This window comes from Effusibacillus pohliae DSM 22757, from assembly GCF_000376225.1.
GTDB lineage: Bacteria > Bacillota > Bacilli > Tumebacillales > Effusibacillaceae > Effusibacillus > Effusibacillus pohliae.
The window spans coordinates 70,212-92,350 of the sequence record NZ_AQXL01000133.1 but is presented as its reverse complement, the minus strand read 5'-3'; the positions used below and the strand labels follow the sequence as shown (position 1 = coordinate 92,350).

The window sequence follows — 22,139 nt, the reverse complement described above, 5'->3', positions numbered from 1 at the left end:
TTCATAAACGCCGCCAATCGACAAATGAAAGCGTCTTCACGAACCGGCATTCCGCTTACAGAACCCATCCATGTCGAAGCCTGCCGAAAAACGACGAAACTTTCCTAAGATTCCGATCGCCAAACAGCAACAGCCCCCGTTTGTAAGTGGCAAACCGTCTGGCAAAACCGACCGTTAGCACGTCGGGGCCTATCGGCAGACGCAAGCGCCGGATCATCCTCTGCACCAAGAAACCGATCGTACAGCTTCTTAAGCGACAAACGTTCACAAATTTGTTATATAACAAGTGCAGTTTTTCATTGACTGAACGAGCATTCATTGCATATAATTTTCAGAAAAAGGGGTGGGAAGCGGATGGAAACCTTGCGACAACACGATTTTTCGGAGGAATTCGCAGAACCGCAGGAGGTGGAAGCTATTGTAGAACAGATCAACGATTATTATCGGGATACCAGCCGGTAGTCTCAAAACTGTTTTATAATAGATAAAAAAATCATTGACTGAACTATAACACAGCGCATATAATAATGACAACAAAACATCCCGATGGGAGGCGCTGGAGATGGAAACCAGAATCACGGAGCTGCAAGCGGAGGACTTCCAGAGAGAAGAAGAAGAGACGATCCTCGAGATGATCAACGACTACTACGGCAGAATGGACGGCTAATGAAAAACACAACGACATCCCCATGAAAAAACCAGTGTGTCTGCCAACAACGGAAAACACACTGGTTTTTGCCTGATTATACCCGCAAAAGCTGTTTCAATTCGGCTGCATCCGTTACGGGAGCCTGGCAGGCATAGTTCTCACATACATACACAGTCGCCTTTCCGTCAATCGCCTTCTTCCCTTGGACAACCGGAAAACGCTCCCCCATGTCCGCTTCCTTTCCTGTCGGATTCAGCACCACAACGGCATTCGGCAAAAATTCGCCGCGCACCATCCGCAGCATCTCCTGTGTATCGCTGGCGGCCGGATCGCCTGCAATCACGATTTCCTTGCTGCCGTACACCGCAAACTGCAGGGCCATCAACATATGGGTGAAGCCGGGCGGATACGACTTAACATTGTCGGAAAACGCTTTGAATTGACGGCCGGCCATTTTTTCATACGCCTGGTTGCCGGTCAGTCGGGCCAACCGCAACAGGTTGAGTGTCATCACGGAATTGCCGGACGGAATCGCCCCGTCGTAAATTTCTTTCGGACGGGCAATTAACTGTTCACTGTCGTTGCCATAGAAGAAGAAACCGCCATGTTCCGCATCCCAGAACAGCCGGATGCCATCGTCAATCAGACGGATTGCCCTGTCGATATGCCGCACATCAAAATCGGTCTCATACAGCTCGAGCAATCCCCAGATCAGGAACGCATAATCGTCCAGATAAGCGGGATACGCCGCTTCCCCATCCCGATAGCGGGCAAGCAGCCGCCCATCTTCACGAATCAGTTTGGTCAAAATGAATTCGACCGCTTTTCGTGCGGCATCCGCATAACGGGTATCCCCGAGCACCCGCGCTCCTTTCCCCAGCGCGGCGATCATCAGGCCATTCCACGCGGTCAAAATCTTGTCGTCCTTGCCCGGATGCACCCGTTTGTCCCGTGCTTCAAACAATTTTTTCCTGGCGTCTTCCAGCATTCTCGACAGGTCCTCGCTACTCAGGCCAAACTGTTTCGCAACAGCCTGGTGATCCGTTTCGATCAGATTGAGCGCGCTGGTTCCGTGCTCAAAGTTGCCCTGTTCGGTGACCCCGTAATACGCGCAGAAAATCTCGCCGATCCGCTCGCCCAGCACCTGCTTGATCTGTTCCGGCCGCCAAACGTAAAATTTCCCCTCTTCCCCCTCCGAATCGGCATCCTCCGCCGAGTAAAAACCGCCTTCCGGGCTGGTCATGTCGCGCAGCACGTAGGTGAACACATCCCGCGCCACCTTCGCAAAAAACGGGTTGCCCGTCGCCTGGTACGTTTCCAGGTAAGCGATAGCGAGCAGCGCGTTGTCGTACAGCATTTTTTCGAAATGGGGAATCAGCCACATCTCGTCGACCGAATAGCGGGCGAAGCCGAACCCAAGATGGTCGTAGATGCCGCCGTGATACATCGATTCCAGCGTATGTTCCACCATCGACAGCGCTCTGTCATCGCCCGTTTTCCGCCAATAGCGCAGCAAAAATCCAAAATTGTGCGGCGACGGAAACTTCGGAGCAGCCCCAAATCCGCCGTATGTTGGGTCATACTTGTGAACAAACCGCTGGAACGCCGCTTCCAACACCTCTTCCGTCAATTCATCGCCATCGGTAGCCTGGAACCGGGGTTGCAACGCTTGCGTGATCCGCTCCCCCGCCCACAGGATTCGCTCCCGCTGCGTGTGCCATTTCTCCGCGATCTGTGACAAGATGTCGAGCAGGCCGGGTCGTCCGTACTTGCGCAATTTCGGAAAATAGGTTCCGGCAAAAAACGGCTTCTTGTCCGGCGTCATGATGATCGTCAACGGCCACCCTCCATGCCCGGTCATCTCCTGGCACACCGTCATGTAGATGTGGTCGATATCCGGCCGCTCCTCCCGATCTACCTTGATCGATATAAAATGTTTGTTCAGGCAGGCGGCCACTTCCTCGTCTTCAAACGACTCCCTTTCCATCACATGACACCAGTGGCAGGTGCTGTAGCCGATGCTGAGGAAAATCGGCTTGTCTTCCCGGTGCGCTTTCGCAAACGCTTCCTCCCCCCATGGATACCAGTCGACCGGGTTGTACGCGTGCTGCAGCAGGTAGGGGGATTTTTCGCGGATCAATCGGTTCGGCTCTTTCTCTTCTTTACCGGCCATGATCAAAACCTCCGTTGGCAGTTGAGTCTTTCCGCAGTCCTCAATAGGCAGAAAGCTATGGTGAATCATCCCATCCAAAACGTCACTTCGACAGGTATCCGTCATAGAGCTCTTCTGCGACTGACAACAACTCATCCGCCGTCATTGATTTCCATTTTTTCGCACAGCAGAATCTGAACTTGCTGCCGCTCCCGCACGGGCAGGGTTGATAGGGGTCTTCCGGCGCCAGTCTGGCAAGCATAGCTTGCTTCAGATCAGCCAAATCTTCTATGACGGAAAACCCGATCACATAATGCAGCCCCAGCCGGTCGCAAACCTGCCCGATCCGAACGGCTCGCTCTTCCGAGTTCACATCGATGACGACCGGTCGCTGCTCAGATCCAAGGGAAGTCACACCGATTCTCCCGCCAGTCAATCTCGCCCGTTTTGAAAAATGGTCGCGAGGTTGCAACGTCTCCTTTTGCTTAAGGTGCCGTCCTACGGCGGACAGATGCTTGTCCAGTGTCCGTTCATCGTCCGGGATCTCCTGACGGCGAGGCCCCATGAACATTTCGGCCAGCGGCTTGAACGAGTCGGGATCGTCACTATACAGTTCAAAATCCAGCAACGTCAACACTCGCTCATCCGAATGGTCGTCACCCCGTCCGGCCTTTTCCTGTTCCTGTTCGGTCGGCAAAAAAGGGATGGTCTGATGAGATTCCAGGTGAATCTGGAAAAGACTTTGCAAACTGCCAGTCAGCATGTCCCGCATTGCGGTAGCCTCCATTTTTTCGTAAAACCGGGCGCTGGCGAGCGCCGTGCGAAAATGGGAAGCCGCTTTTTCCGTCTCACCGATCTGAAGCAGCAGATTGCCGAGGGAATAGTGGGACTCCATCTGTTTCGGATCAACACGAACCGACTGTTCCCAAGCAACCGCCGCCAGATCCGGCCGTCCGCCCTGATAGTACAGATTGCCAAGCCGGTTCCATAAATAGCTATCCTGGTCGTCTGTCTGCAACTTCTGCAGAAAGTGCTCTTCCCCGTCGCTGATCCAACGGGGACGGCTCCCGTCAAACAGTCTGATTTCACCTGCTGAATACTGACTGTCTTCCATGTGTCGGACTGGGAGCATCCCGACCATAATGCCAAACTCGAGGGAATATGTATCCCCCCACTTCCCTGCGCCGTTACAATGCTTACAGCGAAAATAGGCAGTCGTCTGGATGTAGTCCAGCAACTCCACCTCCGCCTCGGAATTCATGGATTGTTGCCTCGCCCGATCCGCCATCCAACGGTCTAAATCAAACACCACATGCCCCACGTCATACTGTCCTTTTCGGCCGCAATGGCCGCACACCAGATAGTGTTTATTCGGCTGGTAGGCAGGACGAAACCGGTTTTTCCTGCGCGCCACAAGTTGCCCGTATTGACCGGGCAACATGTTGACGGTCGGCTTGTCCGGAACATCTTCCGATTTTAACCCAGTAATGGTACAGATCAACCTGGGGTTGATCGCTGCGTGTGAACCCGCCATTGTCATGTCTCCTCTCTCACGAAAACAGCCCACTCAACAGGCTGACAATCACCTGGTGTGTCCCACAACACTTCACTCCGCCACCGCTTTGCTCACCGCCGCGTAAAATTGCTGCCAGGCGGGCGACATCCCCTGCAGATGCGGACTGTTCGCCGGAAACGCCCCGGCAACATCATGCCCGCCCGCTGTTTCACCGGCATGCAAAGTACCGTTTTTCTGTTTATTCTGATGCCGCTTCTGCTTCAGTTTCGTTTTTTCCCGTTTTCGTCTCGACATTTCTCTCACTTCCCGATCCATTCTTTGCGCAGGGCGAACAGTTCTCTCAGTTCGTCGGTCGACATTTCGGTGATCCAGTTTTCGCCCGTTCCGACAATTTGCCGGCTGAGTCCCTGCTTGCGTTCGATCATCTCATCGATCCGTTCTTCCAGCGTTCCCAATGTAACGAACTTGTGAACCTGCACATCCTTCGTCTGCCCGATCCGGAACGCCCGGTCGGTGGCCTGATCTTCCACAGCCGGATTCCACCACCGGTCAAAATGGAACACATGGTTGGCGGCGGTCAGGTTCAATCCGGTTCCGCCCGCTCTTAGCGACAGGATAAAAATTCCGCACTGCTTCTCCGCGGGCAACGAGTCGTCCTGAAAGCGGGCGACCATTTGGTCCCTAGCCGTCTTCGTGACTCCGCCGTGCAGAAACTGAACCGGCTCCCGCCGCTCCTTCTCGAGAATCGCCTGCAGCAATTGCCCCATCTCGACGAACTGGGTGAAAATCAGGCACTTGTCGCCTTCCTCCCGCAGCTCGTGGATCATTTCGAGCAGCCGGGCGATTTTATTCGAACGGCGCTTCCATGCCGGACTTCTCTCTTTCAAAAACAGGGCCGGATGGTCGCAGATCTGTTTCAGCTTCGTCAGCGTGCCGAGAATCAGGCCTCGTTTCTCCATGCCCGTTAGTGAATCGATCTTGCGGAACAAATCCTGCACCACATTTTCATATAAGGCAGCTTGTTCCGGAGTCAGGGACACATAGGTTTTCGCTTCATTTTTCTCCGGCAGAGCGAGTTGAATCGCCGGATCTTTCTTGACCCGCCGCAGCAAGAACGGGCGGATCAGCTTCTGTACCTGACTGATCAGCAGAGGGTCGTTTTTCTTTTCGATCGGGGCGACATACTTTTCCGTAAAAGAGCGAAGACTGCCCAGATAACCAGGATTGAGAAAATCGAAAATCGACCACAGCTCCGTCAACCGGTTTTCGATCGGCGTGCCGGTGAGGGCGATGCGATGGACGCCCTCCAGCTTGCGAATCGCCGCGGCTTGTTTGGTGTGCGGATTTTTGATATTTTGCGCCTCATCGAGACAGATGCAGTCCCATCTCACCGACCGCAGTTCATCCTGATCGAGATGAGCAAGCGCATAGGACGAGATGACCAGATCGACGTCTTGGACCGTCTCGGCAAACGCTTCCCCCTTGGCCCGCTGTGATCCGTAATGCAGATAGACCCGCAGGGAAGGGGCAAACCGCTGGAGTTCCTTCTGCCAGTTGCCCAAAACGGAGGTGGGACAGATCAGCAGAGCCGGCCCCGTGCAGGTCTCTTTTCTCGCATGCAGCAGGTAGGAGATAAACTGAATCGTCTTGCCCAGCCCCATATCGTCAGCAAGACAACCGCCCAGCCCGAATTGGCGCAAAAACAGCAGCCAGGAGACTCCTTCCAACTGATAGGTTCGCAGTTTTGCGTTCAACTCGGCCGGGGGTTGCACCAGCGGTGCAACCGACTGCCGCTGCAGTTGCTTCATGAATTTTTTCAGATGGCTGTTTAACTCGACTTCCAACCGGAGCTGGTCCTGCTCGCCAGATTCGCCCTCAGTCCCGCCCTGCCCGTCCGGGTGAGCGGACGCCGGCTCTCCGGAACCCAACAGATGCAGTTCCAGCACTTCGCGCAAGGACAGTCCCTGCTTTTTCTGCACCCGCTTGATCGTCTGCTGCACCTGGCTGAGAAAAGCGGGATCCAGTTGAATCCACCTGCCGCGAATCCGCAAAAGCCGCTTTTTCTCCTCAGCCAGCCGGAGGAATTCCGCTTCCGAGAGATCCATATCTCCGACAGCCAGCTTCCAGTCGAACTCGACAAGCTGGTCCAAGCCGAACAAGGAATTCCCCGCTGCACCGACTGACGGTTGAATTTTCGCCTTCAATCGCGGCTTAAGCCGCCTCAACTCCTCCCACCAAGCAGGCAAAAATACGGAATACCCTGCCTGCATCAGCCGCAGGCAGCTTTCGTTGAGAAATTCCCACGCCTCCTCGTCGCTCAGTTCCGTTCGAATGCCTGCGGCGGAATCATCCGATTGGAGCCACGGGACGATCCGAACCCATCTGGCAGTATCTTTGGCGATTCGGTCACCTGCAGATTCCTGCCACTCGGGCGGCAACTCTCCAGCCAGCGTTGTTCCCTGAAAATCGGCTTCCACCAGCTGATTCGGATCCGCCTTACCCTGCAAAATCAGCCGCAGTTGCCAACTATCGTCCTCTCCCTCCGGCTCAACCAGTTGAATGCAGGTGCGAAACGGAACTGAGTCGCGCTTCCAGCCGATTGCGATCAACCACTCTTCTTCCTCATCCAGACACGCCTGTTCTGGTTTCGATTGTCCAGGTTCCGCAGCCGACTGCAACAGCTTATGCTCCTGCTGCAGCTTCTCCCATGCGGCCGCCACTTCCGGTTCCTGCTGTAACATTTCCGCTAACACTGCCTCAAACCATTCGTGCAGATAGGAAACGCCTTGCCGCTCCGCATCCTGCAACAGCGGTTGGTAGGACGCTTCCAGTTCCGGCGGCAGGAGGAGCTTCCAACCGAACCGTCCCGCTTGCCAGCTCTCAAATGACGGAGCAAACCAGCCGTTGGCAAGCGCCGTCCGATAGATCTGAGCCGCCCGCTGCAACAGCAGCGTCTCGCTGCTCCAGCTGAATTTCGCGTATAGTGAGGGGGCGGGAGACGCGAAAAAATCGAGGGCCATCAACGGATCGAGAACCAGCCCCCATTTTCCGTCCGATTGTGCCTCTTCGAGCGTCGTTCCGTAATAAGACCGGTAATGCCATGCGAACAGTTGTGTTTTGAAAGAGTGGGGACTTACAGACCGATCGTTCCCCCCCGTGCCCCAGACAAAAAAATCTCCCGACTGCAGCCTGTTGCAATGAATCGCCAAAGTCTCCTGAGCAATCATCCGATGATGTTTCCTTTCTTTAATTCCTCCTGCAAAGCGCGGTATCGTGCATACTGTTTGGTCAGAAAAGCGATATACTTGTTCCAGCGCTGCTCTTGCTTCAGGCGCCGGTAATGCTGTTTCAGTTTTTTCAACAGCTTGACCGCCTGTTTGTAGGAATCCCGGTTTTTCTCCGCGATAAAACGGTCGATCGCCTGATGATAGAGGGGGAGCACCAGCGCCGGGTCGTGCGCTTCTACCCGCTTCAAATCAGTCGGGTCAGCCTGCAAGGGAGACAGTCGGCACAGCAGATTGAGATCCACCCATTCCCGGTAACGTTTCCGCTCCATCAAATAGTCGGCATAATAGCTGTAACTGTCCGGCAGAAGGTATAGCGCGGTTTCAACCCACTCCGCTTCCGTCTCAATCTGCTTGCCCACTTCCCTCCAATACTGCAAGTACCAACTCATGTACGGTTGCCCCGCGTGCTTGACCAGCGGCTTCATCCAGCGTAACCAGGCGACCATCCTGTCCCATTCCTGCAAGTCAAAAAACGTATGCAGATAACCCATAAAAGAGCCGGGATCTTTGACAGAAAGCTGCTCGTCTGCCATTTTCATCGCCTGCTGATCGTTCCCGGCCATAATCTCAAAATGCACCAACGCCGTCACCAGCGCATCTTTGCGAATCGGCTGAAGACCGGGCTTTTTCAGTTCCGCCTGCAGCCGCAGACGCTCCGCATGCACCCACTCTGACACATTCAACCAACTCCACCATAGGAAACGATAGACAAACGACCAGTTGATGGGCGTTTGTTTCCCGGGAAAAGCGTGTTCCGCCAAAAAATGGGCCGTTTCAACCAGGTGCCGCGAATACAGCCGCCGGACTTCCACAACGTCCGGTTGATTGATAAGCCGAATGATCTCCTCGATGCATCGCACCGACTGTTCCCTGTAGTACGCCGAATGATCGGAGTAGTACGCATACGGATTTTCATATTTTTGATAGAACTGGCTGCACAGTTTCAGGACGAACAGGTTCACATGCAGTTGATAGAGGCAGCGAATCGTTGGATTCCATGATTGGGCAAACGGAAACAGGTGATCTCTGATCTGCAAGGTTATCGTTTCCAAGAAATGCGCTCCGTAAAAAGGATGTTTGCCAAACTGTTTCTCAAAATAAGAGTGCCATTCCGCAACCGAACCTGTTTCCTGCGGAGCCGTGATCCGTCTCCTTCCCGCAGTTTTCGGCACGGGAGAAGGCGCCGTCCCGGCAGCCGCGGATGCAGCAGCCTCTACAGCGGCAGCTGCGATCTCCGCCTCCGCTTGGATTGCGGTGGCATCCGTGTCGGCCTGGTCCGCGCCGCCAGCTCGTTTCCGTTTCGGGGACAGAAATTGCCGGGGCGTTAAACCGGCTGCGGCACAAGCTTCGAACAGCACAGCAGCCATATGCTTGCAGTAATCGCCGTAAGGGCAGCTGCACGTGCTGGACGGGAAAGCATCCAGATGGATCCGAACCTGGTACGGTTCACTGCCGTAGACCGTCGCCTTGATCACCGCTTTTCCTTCCATTTCGAGATCTTCTACCGAATCTGCAAGGTAGTAGTCCCAGCCTCTCTTTAAAATCGTATCCCGAAAATAGGGACGAATCCGATTGGTTAAATCCTCCATGCTTAAACGGAACATAAGGGGTTACCTCGTCACATAAAATCGTTACCGATAGTGTACCAAAAAACGCGTATGGGGAAAACACACACGCATCCCTCCTCACACACAGTGCCCAGTATATTAAAAAGAAAAAAGCCCCGCTTGAATCGCGGGACATCTCCGTCCAAAAGTCTGCAGACACTGGCTCGATTTAATCCGGACGTGAATCTCGCTTCGGGGTGCGAATCGTATTGGCAAATTGTTCTGCATCCAATCCATGGTAAATCACGGCCATCTGCTGCAAAGGACTCCGGCGATTTCCTCGATCAAATCGCTTTTTTGCCTTTGCCGAGATACGCCGCCTGCACATCCGGATTGTTCATCAGTTCAGCGGCGGTGCCTGCGAGCACGATTTCCCCCCGTTCCAGCACGCAGGCACGGTCTGCAATCCGCAAAACCGCTTTCACATTCTGTTCAACGAGAATCACCGTCACGCCCAGTTCATCCCGCAATTGCTTGAGCACACCCATGATCGATTTAACGATCAGCGGGGCCAGCCCAAGAGACGGTTCATCCAACAGGATCAGCTTCGGATTGGCCATCATCCCCCGTCCAATCGCCAGCATCTGCTGCTCGCCGCCGCTCAGCAGCCCGCCCGGCCGGTCCAGCAGTTCCTGCAGCTTGGGGAAAATCGCCAATACCCGCTCCAGATCGGCCAGCACTTGCCGCTTCTCGTTTCTGTACCGGTGATACGCGCCGAGCAGCAAATTTTCCCGAACCGACAGCGAGTCGAAAATCTGACGTCTTTCCGGTACCAGGCAAATTCCCTTGCGGACGATCGATTCCACGGAATCGCCGGAAATCCGCTCCCCCTCGAACAGAATGCTGCCTGTACGCGGCGGGTACACGCCGGCCAGGCTGCCCATCAGCGTGCTTTTGCCTGCGCCGTTGGAGCCGACAATCGCAAAAATTTCTCCCTGCCGCACATGAAAATCGACCCCTTTTAGAACATGCAGGTACCCGTGATACGTATGGATCCCTTCCACCCGGAGCATCACACCACCTCCTCTTCGTCCCCGAGATAAGCCGCGATCACCCGCGGATCGGAAGCGATCGCTTCCGGCGTTCCTTCCGCAATCTTTCCACCGTAGTCGAGCACCACGATTGTATCGGCAATCGACATCACCGTTTCCATGTCATGTTCCACGAACAGGAACGTGATTCCGTCTTCCCGCATGTTCAGGATGATCTCCACCAGTTCCCGGGATTCCTGCGGATTCAGACCCGCCATCGGTTCATCCAGCAAAATCAGCTTCGGGTTCGAAACGGCTGCCCGGGCGATCTCCAGCAACCGCTGATTCCCGTAGGGAAGCGTGGCGGCATTCTCATACGCCCGGTGGGACAAGTCGACTTTGTCCAGCCACGCGAGCGCCCTGTGCAACGCTTCGGTTTCTTCCGCATCCACACTTTTCCAGCGCAATCCCGCTTTCAGCATGCCGGTGCGCATCCGGCGGTGGAACCCGGTCATCACATTCTCCACCACCGTCATGTTAGGAAACACCTGCAGATTTTGAAACGTGCGGGTGATCCCCAGGCTGGCAATCTGATACGGTTGCAGCCGGGTGATGTCCCGATTTTCGAACAGGATGCGGCCGGAAGTCGGAGGCAGAATCCCGGTGATCAGGTTGAACAGGGTCGTCTTGCCCGCTCCATTGGGGCCAATGACCGCCACGATCTCCCCCTGTCTGACGTCAAAGGAAACGTCTTTGACCGCCGTCACGCCCCCGAACGATTTCGTCAACGACCGGACCTGCAGCAAAGTCGGGGCAGTAGCCGTCGGTTTTTTTCGTTCCAGTCTGGGCGGTACAGCGAGCGCGACCGGCGTCGGCACAGCCCCACCGGCATTGCTTAATGTGCCTTTTTTCTTCCATCTGCTTCCGTATTTCGCCCACGCGGATTTTATCGCCGTTCCCAAACCGTCCGGCATATAGATCAGCAGCACCACCAGCAGCAGGCCGAAAAAAACAATTTCAAACTCCCCGCCCGCATCATGAACAACGAGCGGCACGACTTCCTTCAACACTTCCCCCAGCAGAGTAAACACCGCCGCACCGAGCAGCGCCCCCTCGATCAGGCCGACGCCTCCGATAATCACCATGATCAGAAAATGAATCGAGGTCATCACATCGAACAACGGCGGGCTGATGAAAGCCACGTAATGCGCGTACAAACTCCCGGCCACAGACGCGTAGACGGCGCTGATCACAAACACCTGGACTTTGTACCTGTGCGTGTTGACGCCAACCGCACCGGCGGCGATTTCACTGCCGTGAATCGACCGGAGGGCCCGGCCCACGCGGGAATGCACGATATTTTTGGCGAACAGGATGCCAGCCAGCACGAACAGCCAGACCAGGTAGTAAAATTTGGCGTCACTGTTGACCTCCCACCCGAACAGGCGAAGCGGTGGAATTCCGTAAAATCCGTCCAGTCCGCCTGTCAGTTCCTTCAATTGTTTGAAGAAGATAAACAGGATGACGCCAAATCCCAAAGTGGCCAGCGCCAGATAATGCTCCTTCAGCTTGAGTGTGGGAATCCCCACAATCAGGGCCACCAACCCGGCGATGACGGCGCCCACCACAACCCCGAGCCACGGCGAAAGCGACAGCTTGACGGACAGAATGGCCGATACGTACGCTCCGATTCCGTAAAAGGCGGCATGGCCAAGGGAAATCTGGCCGGCCAGCCCCATCAGCAACGTCAGGCCCGTGCAGACCAAAGCGTACAGACCGATCAGATTCAAGGTTCCCACCACATAAGAGGAAGGGGCGATGACGGGGATCAGCAACAGCATCCCCGCCACCAGCCATCTCCCTTTGAAACGGCGGCTGGATACGGCGGACAAACCCGGCTTCCGCATGCGACTGCCCTCCTCCTATACCCGTTTTCCGGTCGCTTTGGCAAAAATCCCGTTGGGCAGCACAAACAGAACCAGCAGCAGAATGCCAAAGCTGATCGCGTCCTTGAATCCGGTGGTCCACAGCCCTTCGGTGAACGATTCCACGATTCCGATCAGGAAGCCGCCCAGAATGGCGGCCGGAGCATTCGTCAATCCGCCGATCACAGCGGCCACAAACGCCTTCATTCCCAGCATCAGTCCCATGTTGTACGAAGCTCCGGAAATGGGAGCGATGATGATCCCGGCGATCGCTCCCAAACCGGCGCTGACCGTGATCGCCACCAGCGACATTTTCTCCGGACGGATGCCCATCAGTCTGGCCGCAAACCGGTTGACCACGCACGCCGTCACCGCCTTGCCCAGATAGGTCCGCTCAAAAAACAGGTAGAGGGTGACGATCATCAGGCAGGAGACGGCGACCGCCCAGACGCTTTGCGGCAGCAACACTGCCCCCATCCAGTGCAGGGAAGGCAGCCCGCTGAACGGGCGCAGGGAATGCGGCTCTGTGCCCCAGATGAACAACGCCAGTCCCCGCAGGGCGATGGAGACACCGATCGTAATGATGATTAGGGTTGTGAGGGGGGACCTACGGGCCGGATAAATCGCCAACCGTTCAAACAATCCTCCGATCGCCACCACCCCTGCAACGCTCAACAGAACCGCCACCGGCAGCACAACGCCTGCATCGGCCAGGCTGATGCTGATCAAGGCACCCAGCATGGCGAATTCACCCTGGGCAAAATTCAACACGCCCGTGATGTTGTACGTGATCACAAAGCCGACCGCGATCAGTGCGTAAATACTGCCGATCGTCAAACCGGAAAACAGCAACTGCAGGATCTGGCTGAGGGCTTCCACGCGCAACCTCCCCTTTTTACGGTTTGATTTTCCAGGTTCCGTTCCGGATTTCGATCATCACCAGGCCCTGGGTGGTGAGACCGTTGTGGTCATTGGCGTTCAGGTTGAAGATGCCGCCGGTTCCCGCAAACCCGACTGTGTTCCGTTCGATCGTATCCCTGATTTTCGTCGGATCGTCACCGGCCGTCTGGATCGCCCTGATCAAAATCTGGAATGCATCCCAGGCATGTCCTCCGAACGTGCTTGCTTCATAGCCGAATTTTGCTTCAAACCCTTTCTTGTAGTCGGCGAGCAGCTGTTTTTGCGGATCCTGGTCAGGCAGCTGATCCACCACTAGCAGCTTGCCGGCCGGGAAAATCACGCCATTCGCCGCGTCCCCGCTCAGTTCGACAAATTTTTTGGTGGCGATGCCGTGGCTTTCGATCACCGGCACATCGATCCCCAGTTCTTTCACATTCTTGGTGACAACGGCCGATTCCTGAGCGGTGCCCCAGATAATGACCGCCTGCGGATTCGCTTTTTTGACGCGGGTCAGCATCGGTTTGGCGTCATTCACGGTCGCTTCAAACACTTCCTTGCTGACAGCTTCGATCCCGTATTGGCCGGCAAGCGCCTGAAATTCCTCATAACCGCTGGAACCGAACGCGTTGTCCACATTCAGCCACGCGACTTTCGTCAGATTTTGCGCTTTCAGGTATTCGAGCACCTTGCGCACCACCAGATCGTCGCTCGGCGCCGTTTTAAACACCCACTGGCGGACGGGCTGCACGATTTTTTTGCTGGCCGCCACCGAGATGAACGGGATCTTCGACTTTTCCGCCTGGGGAATCATCGCCAGGCTGTTGCCGCTCGACGTCCCGCCGATCACGGCCGCCACTTTCTCCTGTTCCATCAGTTTTTTGATGGACAGTACCGCTTCGTTTTGATCCGACTTGTCATCATAGGCGATCAGCTTGATCGGCCGTCCTTTGACGCCGCCGGCTGTATTCAGTTTGTCGACCAGCATCTGCACCGTATCCATCTCCGGCTTGCCAAGCGGCGAGGAGCCGCCGGAAGCGGAGAACACCGCGCCGATTTTGATCGGTTCCTGATTGCCATTTCCGGCCTGCTTTCCGCCGCCCGTGGCCGCCGATTGACAGGCGGTGAGCGCCCCCGCCAGGCAGAGAGAGAGGAGAAAACCAAACGCTTTTTTCACACGATTTGCCCCCTTGGTTGGCCCGCTTGGCCAGGCCGTTTTCTCGCCGTTGCGAGCGGCCGGAGAACCGGCCGCCCCCGGCGGTTTAATAATGTTTGACTTTCTCTTTCCGAATCGTCGGCTCGCCGACTTCCAGCAACTGTCCGGTCCGGACATCCTGCACGGGTGACGCTTCCGTCTTCCAGCTGGCGGGCGTTTCCGCTCCCCAGAACGTGGCCCGCTGTGGATCGTCGAGGGTCCAGCGAATCGGTTCCCAATCCGGTTCGTCCGTGAAATAATCGCCCGTGTACAGCTCGATCCGGTGGCCGTCCGGATCCCGCAGATAGACAAAGAACGCGTTCGACAGGCCGTGCCGGCCGGGCGTGCGTTCGATCTGTTTCGCATAGCCGCGGGCGGCCAGCACATCGCAGGCGTCCAAAATCGATTTCGCATCATCCAGCCAAAAAGCCACGTGGTGGAGACGCGGCCCCCTGCCGCTGGTGAGTGCCAGATCGTGGACACTCGGCTTTCTGTACAGCCACACCGCCCACAGCTCGGGATCTTCGCCGCCGGTCACCGTATATTCGGAGCAGCGGAATCCCAGGTGCTCCCGGTACCAGTCGTACCCGCGCCCAACGTCCCGGACCATGCAGTTGACATGGTCGACCCGTTTGATTTTGGCTCCCCCGTGCAGATGAAATTGTTGCAGCATCCGTTCCGCTTTTTCCATCTCGCAGAAAAATTCCACCGGCAATCCGACCGGGTCCTGCACGCGAAGCGCTCTTCCCTGTCCTGTCTCCTCCCCCCTCTCCAGCCAGCGGATGGGCAGCCCCTGCCCCGCCAACAAACGTTCGAGCTGATTGAGATCCGCTTCCGACCGAACCCGGTAGGCCAGGTGATTGACGCTCGGCCGGTCCGCTTGTGTCAGGACCAGGCAATGATGGTTCGTATCTTCGATACCTCGCAGGTAAATGTGCGTTTCGTCCGCTTCCGTTTCGATCAGACCGAGCGTGTTGACGTAAAAATCCCTGGACTTGGCAAGATCCGTGACATGCAACTCCACATGATGCAGGCGGATGATATTGAAATTCATCTTGCTCCCCCTCAAATTGGCCGAATTTTACAAAATCGGATTGGACCAGGCGGCGGAATGCCCCTCTGTCTCCTGCAGTGCCGCCGACCCCGTGCGGGCCAGGAACTGGCTCACCTTGTCCATGTAGGGTTGTTTGTTGTAGCTGTTGTACAGAGCGCCCGCCATGCGCACTGGGTCGCCGAAGAAGAAGTATTCATACAGCACCTGCCGGTTGCCGAACGCGCTGATCGCAATATCCCAGGCGAGCCGGAACAGCTGCACCCGCTCATAGCCGTCGATGTTCGCTCCTTGCGTGTACTTGTGGAGATATTCGCCGATCTCCGGATGTTGAAAATCGTCCTGCGTCGGAATCGCCATCAGACCGCTGGCGCCCAGCTGGCGGATAATTTCGGCCAGGCGCGGATACACCTTCGGATACCAGTTCCGGGCCGCATTCAGCGGGGCAAAATCGGGCAGCATGACACCGTACGCATCGACCGACGCATTCGCTTCCGCCGCGGTTAAAAACGCTTTCATCGCTTCCAGGGCGACGATCACTTCCGCCGCCTTCTCCTGCACGTGCTGGAACTGGGAGATGCCGATCGCGTCGATCAGCCTCAGAATGACGCCCAGCACGAACTCGGTTTTCGCGACATTCTTGATGACCACCTGATGGGCCATGTGCACGACCGCATTTGTTTCCATATACGCGCGGTTGCAAAGCTCATTGTTGCCCGCGATGAACACCCGGTCCCAGGGAACCAGCACATCATCGAACACAACGATCGCGTCGCTTTCGTCAAACCGGGACCCGAGCGGGTGATCCCATTGATTTTTGCCATAATCAAACGACTCCCGGCACAAAAATTTGAGTCCCGGCGTGTTGTTGGGGAGCGCAAAGGCAACCGCGTACGGGTCATCTTCCGCTGTGGTTTTGTTGACGGTGGACGGAAACACAACGATTTCGTCGGTGATGCCCCCGAGGGTGGCCAGCAGCCGGCAGCCACGGATGACCAGCCCTTTCGCATTGCGTTCGACGATACGCGCCGAGAGGTAGGGGTCATTTTGCCTAGCCGCGTTTTTGGAACGGTTCGCTTGCGGATGGATCAGTGTGTGGGTCAGGCACAGATCGTTTTCTCTTACATAGCGGTAGTAGTTTTTGATATTCTCGCCGAATATCGGATCATCTTGGGCAAAAAAATCGGACGCGTTGGCGAACGCCATGATGCTCGCGTTCAGGTAATCGGGTGTGCGTCCCATCATACCGCCGGTGTGATCCGCCCAGATTTTCATCATCTGCCGCCTTTTCGCCAGGTCTTCCTGCGTCCTCGGCGTCAGGAAGGACATGCCGACCCGGTCGCCCGTATCCGGCGACACATAGGTCATGGTGTCCTTCAATTCCGGTTTGTGCTGCAGATCGTAGAGATCGGCCATGCTCCTGACGACATTGCGAAATGCCGGATGTTCCGACACTTTCTCCACTTTCTCGCCGTGAATCCAGACGTTGTTTTGCGCAGCGTCCAGCGCCTCCACATACTGCTTGCCGGTTCTTGCAGGCATTGCGATCCCCCCTGTCGGAATGTCCCTCAATGTCCCTCTGCGTTTTGGATGGTCAATGGCTGACCGTCGCCTGTTTCGGTTGCGGGCTATGGCCGAATTTGGGAATCGGGTGCTCGCCCAGGGCGACGTGTACAGTTTGCACTTCCGTGTAGAATTCGAAACTGTAATGTCCTCCTTCCCGGCCGATCCCGCTGTACTTGGTTCCGCCGAACGGCGCCCGCAGATCCCGCACATTCTGCGAGTTGATCCAGACCATCCCCGATTCGATCGCCTGCGCCACGGTGTGCGCTCGTTTCAGGTCGGACGTCCACACATAGGCGGCCAGTCCATACTTCACATCGTTCGCCAGCCGGATCGCCTCCGCTTCCGTTTGGAACGGAATGACCGCCAGCACCGGTCCGAAAATCTCCTCCTGCGCCACCCGCATCTCATTGCGGACACCCGTCAACAGAACCGGCCGGATAAAGTTGCCATCCGGGAATTCTTCCGGACACCCACCGCCGGTGACAACGGCCCCTTCCTCTTTCGCCAGCTCGATGTAGGCATTCACCCGCTTCCAGTGCTCGCGATGAATCAGCGGTCCGACTTCCGTCGCGGGGTCCAGCGGGTCACCGACCCGGATGCGGGCGATCCGCTCTTCCAGAGCGGCCACAAACCGGTCATGCAGCGATTCCTCGATCAGCAGCCGCGAGTTGGCCGTACAGCGTTCTCCGTTGAATGAATAGATGCCAAAGATCACCGCATCCAACGCCCGTTCAAAATCGGCGTCGGCAAACACGATCACCGGCGATTTGCCGCCCAACTCCATCGAGAACCGCTTGAGCGTTGCCGAACCGTTGCGCATAATCTCCATACCGGTCGTCGTTTCGCCGGTGAAGGAGATCAGCTGGACGTCGGGGTGGGCGACCAGGGCGGCGCCCGCCGTCTCCCCGAAACCGTGCACGATGTTGAACACCCCCGCCGGCACACCCGCTTCCTGAATGATTTCCGCCAGCTTGCTGGCGGTCAGCGGCGACCATTCGGCCGGCTTCAGCACGCACGTATTGCCGGTCGCCAGACAGGGAGCCACTTTCCATGTCTCCAGCATGACCGGCGCGTTCCACGGCGTGATCAACCCGGCCACGCCGACCGGCTTGTGAATCGTATAGTTGAGAAACGACCTGTCGACTGGAAACGCTTCCCCGTGCAGACGGGCCGCCACCATCTCGGCAAAGAACCGAAAATTTTCGGCTGCACGCGCCGTTTGCTTGCGGGTCTGGCTGATCGGCAGCCCCGTATCCAGCGACTCCAGATAGGCGATTTCTTCCGCGTTAGCCTCGATTCCTTCGGCGATGCGGAGGATCATCGCCAACCGGTCTTTGACGCTCATGCGGCGCCATGGCCCCTCATCGAACGCGCGGCGGGCAGCTGCCACCGCCAGGTCGATATCTTCCTTGCTGCCTTCCGCCACCTCGTTGATCGGTTGATTGGTAAACGGATTCAGATTGATGAAGTTCCTGCCGGCCACCCCTTCACAGAACCGGCCGTCGATAAAATGCAGCGTCCGCTCCGCCTGCCGATGTTCCATGCTCAAACCCCCTCGCTTCCGTTTCTTCCGTCGATCACCGGATTTTCCAACACACCCAGCCGATCGATTTCCAGCCGCATCACGTCCCCGGGATACACATGGGAAATTCCCTTCGGCGTTCCGGTCAGGATCACATCACCGGGCTCCAGCGTCATGAAGGAACTGATGAATTCGATCAGATCGGGGATCGTGTACATCAAATCCCGCGTATTGCCCCTCTGCCGCAGTTCCCCGTTCACGTACGTCCGCAGTTCCAGATTTTCCACATTCGGCACATCTTCTTTATCCACCAGAAACGGTCCGAGCGGCCCGAACGAATCGTGCCCCTTGGCACGAACGGGCGGCCGGTAGAAATTGTTGACATAATCGCGAACCGTCACGTCGTTGGCGATCGTGTAACCGCTTACATAATCGTAGGCATGCGTATGCTTGATGTTCCGCCCGGCCCGGCCGATCACCACCGCCAGCTCATTTTCATAATGCATGTAGGTCGCTCCGTCGGGGTAGACCACCGGCGCCTGATGGCCGATCAGCGAACTGTTCGGCTTGATGAACAGCACCGGTTCTTTCGGTTTCTCCAGGCCGAGTTCCTCGGCATGATCCGAGTAGTTCAACGCCAGACCGATCACCTTGTTCGGGATCAGCGGGGGCAGCCAGACCCGGATCGCGTCCAGAGGGTACTCCCGCCCCCCTTCATCCGTCACCGTGGTTCCATTGACAACTCCGGTATGAATCCGTCCTTGGGCAATAAACCGGGCCTGTTTCATCCTGCATGGCTCCCCGCCGCCCGGCTGAGCAACCCGTAACTTTCCAGCACACTGCGGATTTTCGCTTGCAATTCCTCCGTCGGCAGATCCATCGGCAGCCGCAAAGCCGGGTGAATCTTGCCCATCATGCCGAGTGCCGCTTTCAAGGGAGCCGGGTTGGTATCCATAAACAGGACGTCATTCAGCGGCATCAGCTGGTAGTGAAGATCCTGCGCGCTTTTGACGTCTCCGGCCGCCCAGCAGTTGTAGAGATCAGCCACTTCCTTCGGCATCACATTGGCCGTCGCGCTGATATAACCGGCCCCGCCGATCGCGAGCATCGGGTAGCAAAGCAGTTCGATGCCGGAAAACAGGAGGAAATCTCTGCCGCAGTGGAGAAGTACCCGGTTGACATGCTCAAAATCTTTGTTCGACTCCTTGACGCCGATGATATTCCTGCAATCTTCGGCCAGCCGGGCCAATGTCTTGACCTCCAGATTGACGGCTGTCCGGCCGGGAATGTTGTAAACGATAATCGGGATGTCCACAGCGTCGGCAATCGTGCGGAAATGTTTGTACAAAGCGTGTTGGGAAGGGCGGTTGTAGTAGGGAACGATCACCATCGCAGCATCGGCGCCCATCTCCTGCGCCAGCTTGGTCAGGTGCAGCGTTTCCTGATGGTTGGTGGACCCGGTTCCCGGGACGAACGGCACGCGGCCAGCCACCGTTTTGCAGGCCAGTTCCATCACCCGCTCGCGCTCGGCCAAACTGAGAGAACTCGGCTCGCCCGTGGTTCCTGTCACTGAAATCCCGTGGCTCCCCGATTCGATATGCCAGTTGATCAGATTGACGAAAGCGGTTTCATCCACATTGCCGTCTTTGTCAAACGGTGTGACCACCGGCGCAATCGAGCCGCGCAACCGCTGCTTGATTTCCTGATACATGCACAGGTTCCTCCTTTTAATCGGACTATTTTGCTTTTGCATACTAGTCAGTTAATTTATTCAAAAAAAATTTCTCCTCCCTCCTTCCACCGGTTCCCTGACCGAAGCATTACTGGACTTCCCGGTTCCCCTGCTGCGCTTTCCGGTTCATAAATGCACGCACCGTGTTCAGCTTGTGTTCCCGGACAAACTGTTCAATCTGGGAAAATGAGGCGCGATCCCGCAGCATGTGGATGATCGTCTCGTGTTCGCGCACCGATTGACGGGCTCTTTCCGGCACAAACAGCTGGCCGGACCGCCGCAACGCATCGATTCGTCGGCAGGTTTGCATGATATTTTCCACCAGATAGGCGTTGTCGCATTGTCGGTAAATCTCCGTGTGAAAGGCGCGGTTCAATTGCCCGAATCTGTAAAAATCGAATTCATCCAGCGATCGTTCCATCTCCTCATTGATGGCTACCAGATCCGGCAGCTTCTCTTTCGGAAACCGGAGGGAACTGAGGGCCGTCGCATACCCTTCCAACACGGCCAGTACAGACAGGGTTTCCAGATACTCGACCTCATTGATCGGACTGACCTGCGCCCCGCTGTAAGGCTTGAACTGGATCAGGCCGTCCGCTTCCAGTTGGCGTATCGCCTCCCGGATCGGAATGGCGCTCAACCCGAGTTCCCTGGCCACCTGGTCGATGACGATCCGATATCCGGGACCGTATGTGCCGTCAAGAATCCGGGCGCGAATCACTTCATAGGCATACTGTTTTTTGTTCTGGGTTGTTTTCGGACTATTCATGCACTAATCATATATGAAATCATATATGATTTCAACCCCTTTTTTTGATGGGGTACTGTCAATACCCTGCCGAATCGCATGGATGACAATCTGGAACATCTCGCCCACTAGTGGATGGAAACGGAGGAACCCCTTCCCTGAAAATGGGAAGGGGTGGTTGCAAAACGGGTTTCCCGCGGTTTTCCACGATTGAGCCGGTAAAGGAGGTTCCCGGCATCAGAAAAACGTGAGAGCCTCCAGAATTTCCCGCAAACTCAACTCGGCGCAGGCGATCGAGTCGTCCGACACACCGTAATACATCTTGATGGTGTCGCCCTCCACCAAGGCGCCGCAGGAGAAGACGACATTGCCAAAAAATCCGGCCCGTTCATAGTCCGCTTCCGGTTCCAGGATCGGCTGTTCCGACCGGGCGATGACCTGCCAGGGCCGCTCCAGATCGAGCAGCACCGCCCCCATGCAGTAGCGGTTGTTTTGGTCGGCCGCATGGTACAGCTCCAACCACCCTTTTTCCGTCTTGATCGGCACGGCGCCGGCGCCGAGCCGGACCGTTTCCCACCGGTTTTCGCGCAGCCCCAGCAAAAAGCGATGGTTTCCCCAATACAGCAGGTTGTCGGACTCCGCAATCCAGATTTCCGGCGCGCCCAGTCCTTTCGGCACCGGACGGTGCAGGGCATAGTACTTGCCGTTGATTTTTTCCGGGAACAGCAGCACATCCTTGTTTTCCGGAGCAAAAATCAGCCCGTGCCGCTGCACATGCCGGAAATCTCTGGTGGAAGCCATGCCGACGGCAACTCCCACCGTGGACACGGATGTGAACACGATGTAATACGTATCCCCGACCTGGGTGATCCGCGGATCCTCAATGCCAAGCGTTTCATATTCCGTTTCAGGGAACAAAAACGGCTGGTCATCGACCGTGAACCGGCGTCCGTCCTTGCTTCTCGCGATCCGCAAATAGGAAATCGACGTCAGGGCCTGGAACCGGCGGCTGCCCGCCTCCTGGATCACGCGCGGGTCGGAGTAATCGAATTTCGGGTCGTCCCGCCGGAATTCCAGGATTCTGAGCTGCCGGGCGGGTCGATCCAGCTGCGTCGCCTTGACGATCGCCGGATCGCTGCTGGCGGGGCGTTCCGCCACCCGCAGCAGCAGGATGATTTCATCCTGGTATTTGGCCACCCCCGCGTTGAACACCCCGATCACTTCAAAATCCTCGCGGTGCGGCTTCACATCGGCCGGCTTTAACAGCGGATTTTCTTCATACCTGTATACGTTCATGGTTCCCCTCCCTGCATCTTCCGTT

17 protein-coding genes and 1 pseudogene are annotated in these 22,139 nt (G+C 56.4%); all 18 read right to left on the bottom strand.

All coding sequences use genetic code 11. From position 1 onward, the window contains the following. Positions 1-55: 55 nt before the first annotated feature. Positions 56-205, bottom strand: coding sequence for a hypothetical protein (locus C230_RS22710; protein ID WP_156807490.1), 150 nt, complete (start codon positions 203-205; stop codon positions 56-58). 538 nt (positions 206-743) lie between these two features. Then, a complete protein-coding gene (locus C230_RS0116355) occupies positions 744-2,822 on the bottom strand; it encodes a thioredoxin domain-containing protein (RefSeq protein ID WP_018133134.1) in 2,079 nt (692 codons plus the stop codon). Between the two features lie 82 nt (positions 2,823-2,904). Continuing rightward, positions 2,905-4,335 carry a tetratricopeptide repeat protein gene (locus C230_RS20790; RefSeq protein WP_018133133.1) on the bottom strand — a complete coding sequence of 477 codons (1,431 nt, stop codon included), beginning with the start codon at positions 4,333-4,335 and terminating at the stop codon, positions 2,905-2,907. A gap of 72 nt (positions 4,336-4,407) precedes the next feature. Further along, positions 4,408-4,611 carry a hypothetical protein gene (locus C230_RS20785; RefSeq protein ID WP_018133132.1) on the bottom strand — a complete coding sequence of 68 codons (204 nt, stop codon included), beginning with the start codon at positions 4,609-4,611 and terminating at the stop codon, positions 4,408-4,410. 5 nt (positions 4,612-4,616) lie between these two features. Continuing rightward, a complete protein-coding gene (locus tag C230_RS0116335) occupies positions 4,617-7,544 on the bottom strand; it encodes a DEAD/DEAH box helicase (RefSeq protein ID WP_018133131.1) in 2,928 nt (975 codons plus the stop codon). Then, positions 7,541-9,208 carry an SWIM zinc finger family protein gene (locus tag C230_RS0116330; RefSeq protein WP_018133130.1) on the bottom strand — a complete coding sequence of 556 codons (1,668 nt, stop codon included), beginning with the start codon at positions 9,206-9,208 and terminating at the stop codon, positions 7,541-7,543. Before C230_RS0116330 ends, C230_RS0116335 begins: the two co-directional genes overlap by 4 nt. A gap of 287 nt (positions 9,209-9,495) precedes the next feature. Beyond that, entirely contained in the window at positions 9,496-10,224 is a 729-nt protein-coding gene (locus C230_RS0116325) for an ABC transporter ATP-binding protein (RefSeq protein ID WP_018133129.1), read from the bottom strand. Next, a complete protein-coding gene (locus C230_RS23185) occupies positions 10,224-10,988 on the bottom strand; it encodes an ABC transporter ATP-binding protein (protein WP_245534007.1) in 765 nt (254 codons plus the stop codon). Before C230_RS23185 ends, C230_RS0116325 begins: the two co-directional genes overlap by 1 nt. 99 nt (positions 10,989-11,087) lie before the next feature. Then, positions 11,088-12,089, bottom strand: a pseudogene (locus C230_RS23180) (branched-chain amino acid ABC transporter permease); the annotation flags it as partial. Positions 12,090-12,104: 15 nt separating this feature from the next. After that, positions 12,105-12,986 carry a branched-chain amino acid ABC transporter permease gene (locus C230_RS0116315; protein WP_018133127.1) on the bottom strand — a complete coding sequence of 294 codons (882 nt, stop codon included), beginning with the start codon at positions 12,984-12,986 and terminating at the stop codon, positions 12,105-12,107. Between the two features lie 16 nt (positions 12,987-13,002). Then, positions 13,003-14,181 carry an ABC transporter substrate-binding protein gene (locus C230_RS0116310; RefSeq protein ID WP_018133126.1) on the bottom strand — a complete coding sequence of 393 codons (1,179 nt, stop codon included), beginning with the start codon at positions 14,179-14,181 and terminating at the stop codon, positions 13,003-13,005. 85 nt (positions 14,182-14,266) lie between these two features. After that, positions 14,267-15,253 (bottom strand): 3,4-dihydroxyphenylacetate 2,3-dioxygenase, encoded by a 987-nt coding sequence (gene hpaD / locus C230_RS0116305; protein ID WP_018133125.1) that lies wholly within the window; start codon positions 15,251-15,253, stop codon positions 14,267-14,269. A gap of 27 nt (positions 15,254-15,280) precedes the next feature. Continuing rightward, a complete protein-coding gene (gene hpaB, locus C230_RS0116300) occupies positions 15,281-16,792 on the bottom strand; it encodes a 4-hydroxyphenylacetate 3-monooxygenase, oxygenase component (RefSeq protein ID WP_018133124.1) in 1,512 nt (503 codons plus the stop codon). 52 nt (positions 16,793-16,844) lie between these two features. Beyond that, positions 16,845-18,359: a 5-carboxymethyl-2-hydroxymuconate semialdehyde dehydrogenase gene (gene hpaE, locus C230_RS0116295; protein ID WP_018133123.1), complete on the bottom strand. Its 1,515-nt coding sequence runs from the start codon at positions 18,357-18,359 to the stop codon at positions 16,845-16,847. A 2-nt stretch (positions 18,360-18,361) separates the two neighbouring features. Continuing rightward, positions 18,362-19,126 carry a fumarylacetoacetate hydrolase family protein gene (locus C230_RS0116290; protein ID WP_018133122.1) on the bottom strand — a complete coding sequence of 255 codons (765 nt, stop codon included), beginning with the start codon at positions 19,124-19,126 and terminating at the stop codon, positions 18,362-18,364. Beyond that, positions 19,123-20,049 carry a 2,4-dihydroxyhept-2-ene-1,7-dioic acid aldolase gene (gene hpaI, locus C230_RS0116285; protein WP_018133121.1) on the bottom strand — a complete coding sequence of 309 codons (927 nt, stop codon included), beginning with the start codon at positions 20,047-20,049 and terminating at the stop codon, positions 19,123-19,125. Before hpaI ends, C230_RS0116290 begins: the two co-directional genes overlap by 4 nt. Positions 20,050-20,158: 109 nt before the next feature. Further along, positions 20,159-20,839, bottom strand: a complete 681-nt coding sequence (locus tag C230_RS0116280) for a GntR family transcriptional regulator (protein WP_018133120.1) — start codon at positions 20,837-20,839, stop codon at positions 20,159-20,161. 216 nt (positions 20,840-21,055) lie between these two features. Next, positions 21,056-22,114 carry a BtaManbiosPhlase gene (locus tag C230_RS0116275; protein ID WP_018133119.1) on the bottom strand — a complete coding sequence of 353 codons (1,059 nt, stop codon included), beginning with the start codon at positions 22,112-22,114 and terminating at the stop codon, positions 21,056-21,058. Positions 22,115-22,139 lie beyond the last annotated feature (25 nt).

Bases quoted from the DNA above. Each gene is read 5' to 3' on its own strand.
- C230_RS0116355 (WP_018133134.1), bottom strand. From the start codon at position 2,822: ATGGCCGGTAAAGAAGAGAAAGAGCCGAACCGATTGATCCGCGAAAAA.
- C230_RS20790 (WP_018133133.1), bottom strand. From the start codon at position 4,335: ATGGCGGGTTCACACGCAGCGATCAACCCCAGGTTGATCTGTACCATT.
- C230_RS20785 (WP_018133132.1), bottom strand. From the start codon at position 4,611: ATGTCGAGACGAAAACGGGAAAAAACGAAACTGAAGCAGAAGCGGCAT.
- C230_RS0116335 (WP_018133131.1), bottom strand. From the start codon at position 7,544: ATGATTGCTCAGGAGACTTTGGCGATTCATTGCAACAGGCTGCAGTCG.
- C230_RS0116330 (WP_018133130.1), bottom strand. From the start codon at position 9,208: ATGTTCCGTTTAAGCATGGAGGATTTAACCAATCGGATTCGTCCCTAT.
- C230_RS0116325 (WP_018133129.1), bottom strand. From the start codon at position 10,224: ATGCTCCGGGTGGAAGGGATCCATACGTATCACGGGTACCTGCATGTT.
- hpaD (WP_018133125.1), bottom strand. From the start codon at position 15,253: ATGAATTTCAATATCATCCGCCTGCATCATGTGGAGTTGCATGTCACG.
- hpaB (WP_018133124.1), bottom strand. From the start codon at position 16,792: ATGCCTGCAAGAACCGGCAAGCAGTATGTGGAGGCGCTGGACGCTGCG.
- hpaE (WP_018133123.1), bottom strand. From the start codon at position 18,359: ATGGAACATCGGCAGGCGGAGCGGACGCTGCATTTTATCGACGGCCGG.
- C230_RS0116290 (WP_018133122.1), bottom strand. From the start codon at position 19,126: ATGAAACAGGCCCGGTTTATTGCCCAAGGACGGATTCATACCGGAGTT.
- hpaI (WP_018133121.1), bottom strand. From the start codon at position 20,049: ATGTATCAGGAAATCAAGCAGCGGTTGCGCGGCTCGATTGCGCCGGTG.
- C230_RS0116280 (WP_018133120.1), bottom strand. From the start codon at position 20,839: ATGAATAGTCCGAAAACAACCCAGAACAAAAAACAGTATGCCTATGAA.
- C230_RS0116275 (WP_018133119.1), bottom strand. From the start codon at position 22,114: ATGAACGTATACAGGTATGAAGAAAATCCGCTGTTAAAGCCGGCCGAT.